We start from the raw sequence: 3603 nt of genomic DNA on the forward strand, positions 1-3603 counted from the left end.
GCAGCCGCCGTCACGCCCGAGCCCCTCGTCAGCGTCGCCTCCCAGGTCAGCGCCGACTCGCTCGATCTCGCGGAGACGCTGGACATCGCGGTCGCCCCGGAGACCCCGGAGACCCCGGAGGCTCCGGACAACCCGGACAGCCCCGAGGCGACGCAGGCTGCCAAGCCGACGCAGGTCGCCGGGCCGGCCGAGGCCACCGCATCGACGGACGTCGACGGGCCCGCTGCGCCTGCCGAGCAAGCCACCAGCACCGAGCCTGCCGAGCCCACCGAGAGCGCCGAGAACACCGACTCCACGGAGCCCGCCGACCCCGCCGACCCCGCCGAGGCCTCGGGCTTCACGGTCCCCGAGCCGGATGCCGAGCCCGAGGGCGGCCTGCCCGAGGATCTGGAGGAGACCGTGTACGTCGACCGTCCCCGCACGAAGGAGCGTGACAGCGAATGACGAGCAACCGCACCGAGACCGTGACCCGGATCGGCGTCGGCATCCTCGGCACCGCGGCGATCGCCGCCGGGGTGTTCGTCTCGGGGATCGTGACCCTGCCCACGACGACCGTGCCCCCCGCTAAGACGGTCGTGGACACGGCCCGGGAGAGCGCCCGGCAGCTGGTCTGCGCTGGCTCGCTGCTGGACCTGGGCGTTGACCCGGCCCAGCCCGACGCCGCGGTGCCCGCGGGCGCCGTGAAGGTCGCCGCGGCGGGCACCACCGCCGACCGAAGCGACCTGGCCCGGGAGCGTCCCAGCGCCTCCGGGGGCGCGCCCAGCGTGATGACCCTGACCGGCCCAGAGTCGGAGCTGTCCGCCCTTGCCCAGTCCCAGCGCATCGACAGCGAGCGCCTGTCGGGCTTCAGCGCGACCGCCTGCGGCGAGGCCGCGAGCGAGCAGTGGCTCGTCGGCGGCGACACGATGGTCGGCTCGCTGACCACGATCAGCGTCTCGAATCCCGGCCAGGTCACCGCGACGGTGAGCCTGCGCGTCTTCACGGAGGACGGCGAGGTCGAGTCCCTCACCGGCGGCGGCCTCATCATTCCGGCGGGGGAGCAGCGCACCGTGTCCGTGAACGGCCTCGCGCCCGACGCCGAGCAGATCTCCGCGCTCGTCGAGAGCCGCGGCGCCCCGGTCACCGCAACCCTGCAGGTCGCGCGGACGGACGTGCTCCGGGCCAACGGCGTCGACACGACGAACGCCCAGGTCGCGCCGAGCCGCACCGTGCTCATCCCCGGCATCATCACCCCGAAGGCCAACGGCCTCGACGACGTGGACGCCCACGGCCACGTGATCGCCCCGGTGACGGTGCGCGTGCTGGCCCCGGGGACCGAGGGCGGCTTCGTCAGCGTCACCGGCATCCAGAAGGACGGCACCCGCGCCGAGGTCGCGCGGGTCCCGGTGGAGCCCGGCGTTGTGCAGGACTTGGTCGTGGAGGAGCTCGGAACCGAGGCCACGTCGATCGAGGTCAGCTCGGACGTTCGCGTGGTGGCCGCCGCCCGGCTCACCGCGGAGGATGCCGAATCCAGCGACCTCGCCTGGCTCACCCCGGCCCCGGTGTTCGACGCCGATGCGCCGGTGAGCCTCGCGGTCGCCGAGGGCCCCGCCCCGCAGCTCACGCTCGTCGCGCCCGGCGCGGCCGAGGCGACCGTGACCCTGACCCCGGAGGACACCGGGAAGCAGGACGACGCCCGCAAGCCGGTCACGGTCCGCGTGCCGGCGGGGGCGAGCGTCACGACGGGGCTCGGCTCCGGTGTCGGCTACCGGATCGAGTCTGACGAGCCCATCGCCGCCGGGGTCACCTACGGCGGGGACGGCCAGGTGTCGGGCTACCCGGTGCTGCCCGCCGCGCCGCGCGCGGCCTCGCTGACGGTCTTCACCCGCTAGGCCGGGCGAGCGCTGGCCCGCGGGCTCAGCCGGCGCTCTGCTCGGCGCCGCGCTCGGGGTTCGGATTGTGCCGGAGCAGCTCCCAACCGGCCGGTGCCGTGAGGCGACCGGCGTGCTCCGCGCAGAGATCGTAGCTGTGCGGGGCGGGCACGGGGCTCAGCGGCCCGAGCGCCATCACGCTGCCCTCGTAATCGTAGGTGAGCGTGCTCCGGGCGTCCCGAACGCAGGTCACCTTGGAACACTGTCGGGGAAGCATAGCCCCAGGGTATGCTCCGGCTGAGCCGCCGCTGAGCGGGCGCGCCGGAACAGGCCGTAGACTCGTGGCATGAGCGGACGAACACGGCCCAGTCAGGGGCAGGCGACACGGCACGGGCGGCGCGCCCCGCGCTCCGCGGTGTCCGGCCCCGGCCTGCCCGACCCGAACTCCCGGATCCGCGTCTTCGAGCGCACGGCCCGGGCCACGGTCGGCTACCTGCAGAACCAGCTCGAGGGCCGCCTGGACGGCGTCCGGATCGAGTTCACCACGGTGCCAACGACCGCGGAGGACAGCGCCGAGCCCGCGTATTACCGGGTCGATCGCCCCAGCCGCTCGATCATGCTCTATCGTTTTCCGATCCAGCGGGCCCGCGGCCTGCACGTCGACGATGAGTCCCACCGCCGGATGTTCATCGAGCACTGCGTCTTCCTCGCGGTCGCCGAGTACCTCGGCGAGGACCCCTGGGATCTCCTGCCCGGCCAGTTCGAGCACTTCTAGGGCCCGTGGGCGGCCCGCCCGGGGCGAACCCCGGACCGTTTCACGGGGAACCGGGACGCCCGGCGGGCGTCAAAAGGCGTCATTCAGCGGTTTTCCCCGGGTTGGCCGTCATAATGGGAGCATGACTGCTCGGATTCTCGTCGTTGACGACGACAAAGCCCTCGCTGAGATGATCGGTATCGTCCTGGAGGGCGAGGGCTTCGCCACGCATTTTTCCCCGGACGGGCTCGACGCAATCGAGCGCTTCCGGGAGGTCAAGCCCGACCTGGTGCTGCTCGACGTGATGCTCCCGGGCCTCGACGGGATTCAGGTCTGCGAGCGGATCCGGCAGGAGTCCGGCGTGCCCATCATTATGCTGACGGCCCGGACCGACACCACGGACGTGGTGCGCGGCCTGGAAGCGGGCGCCGACGACTACGTCGTGAAGCCCTTCAACCCGGTCGAGCTGATCGCGCGGATCCGCGCCCGGCTCCGCGAGCCCGTGTCCGAGCACGCGGATGAGCTCGCCGTCGGCGACCTCGTCATCGACGTTGCCGCCCACGAGGTGCGCCGCGGGGCCGAAACCATCAACCTGACCCCGTTGGAGTTCAACCTGCTGCACACCCTCGCGCAGAAGCCGCAGCAGGTGTTCAGCCGCGAGGTGCTCCTCGAGAAGGTCTGGGGCTATCAGTACAAGGCCGACACGCGCCTCGTGAACGTGCACGTGCAGCGGCTGCGCGCCAAGGTCGAGATCGACCCGGACAACCCGGTCATCGTGACCACCGTGCGCGGCGTCGGCTACCGAGCCGGCGCGGTCACCGCCTGACCCCCTAGTCACCCTGCCCCGGAGGAGGCCGCCCTGTGACCCCGCCCGTCCCCGCTGACCCCGCCGAGTCTTCGGCGACCTCGGCGCGGGCCCAGGCGGGAACGGCTTCCCCGCAACCGCACCCCCGCAACCCGGCAGCGCCCCCGGCATCCCCGGCAGCGCAGCCACCGGAA

4 protein-coding genes and 1 pseudogene are annotated in these 3603 nt (G+C 72.9%); 4 read left to right on the forward strand and 1 reads right to left on the reverse strand.

Going from position 1 to position 3603, the window contains the following annotated elements; all coding sequences use genetic code 11:
- Window positions 1-444, forward strand: a pseudogene (locus OOT08_RS12385) (hypothetical protein); the annotation flags it as partial.
- On the forward strand, window positions 441-1871 hold the full coding sequence (locus OOT08_RS12390; protein ID WP_325093051.1) for a DUF5719 family protein: 1431 nt from the start codon (window positions 441-443) through the stop codon (window positions 1869-1871). The pseudogene OOT08_RS12385 and the gene OOT08_RS12390, both read left to right, overlap by 4 nt.
- Before the next feature lie 25 nt (window positions 1872-1896).
- On the opposite strand, the gene OOT08_RS12395 is transcribed toward OOT08_RS12390, so the two are convergent.
- Window positions 1897-2127, reverse strand: a complete 231-nt coding sequence (locus tag OOT08_RS12395; RefSeq protein ID WP_325093052.1) for a DUF3499 family protein — start codon at window positions 2125-2127, stop codon at window positions 1897-1899.
- Window positions 2128-2196: 69 nt separating this feature from the next.
- On the opposite strand from OOT08_RS12395, the gene OOT08_RS12400 reads away from it, so the two are divergent.
- Window positions 2197-2625: a hypothetical protein gene (locus OOT08_RS12400; RefSeq protein ID WP_325093053.1), complete on the forward strand. Its 429-nt coding sequence runs from the start codon at window positions 2197-2199 to the stop codon at window positions 2623-2625.
- A 121-nt stretch (window positions 2626-2746) separates the two neighbouring features.
- The gene (mtrA, locus tag OOT08_RS12405) at window positions 2747-3430 is read left to right on the forward strand and encodes an MtrAB system response regulator MtrA (RefSeq protein ID WP_325093054.1); all 684 of its coding nucleotides are present in this window, start codon (window positions 2747-2749) and stop codon (window positions 3428-3430) included.
- Window positions 3431-3603 lie beyond the last annotated feature (173 nt).

Source organism: Leucobacter sp. M11 (assembly GCF_035726885.1).
Lineage (GTDB): Bacteria > Actinomycetota > Actinomycetes > Actinomycetales > Microbacteriaceae > JAPFRB01.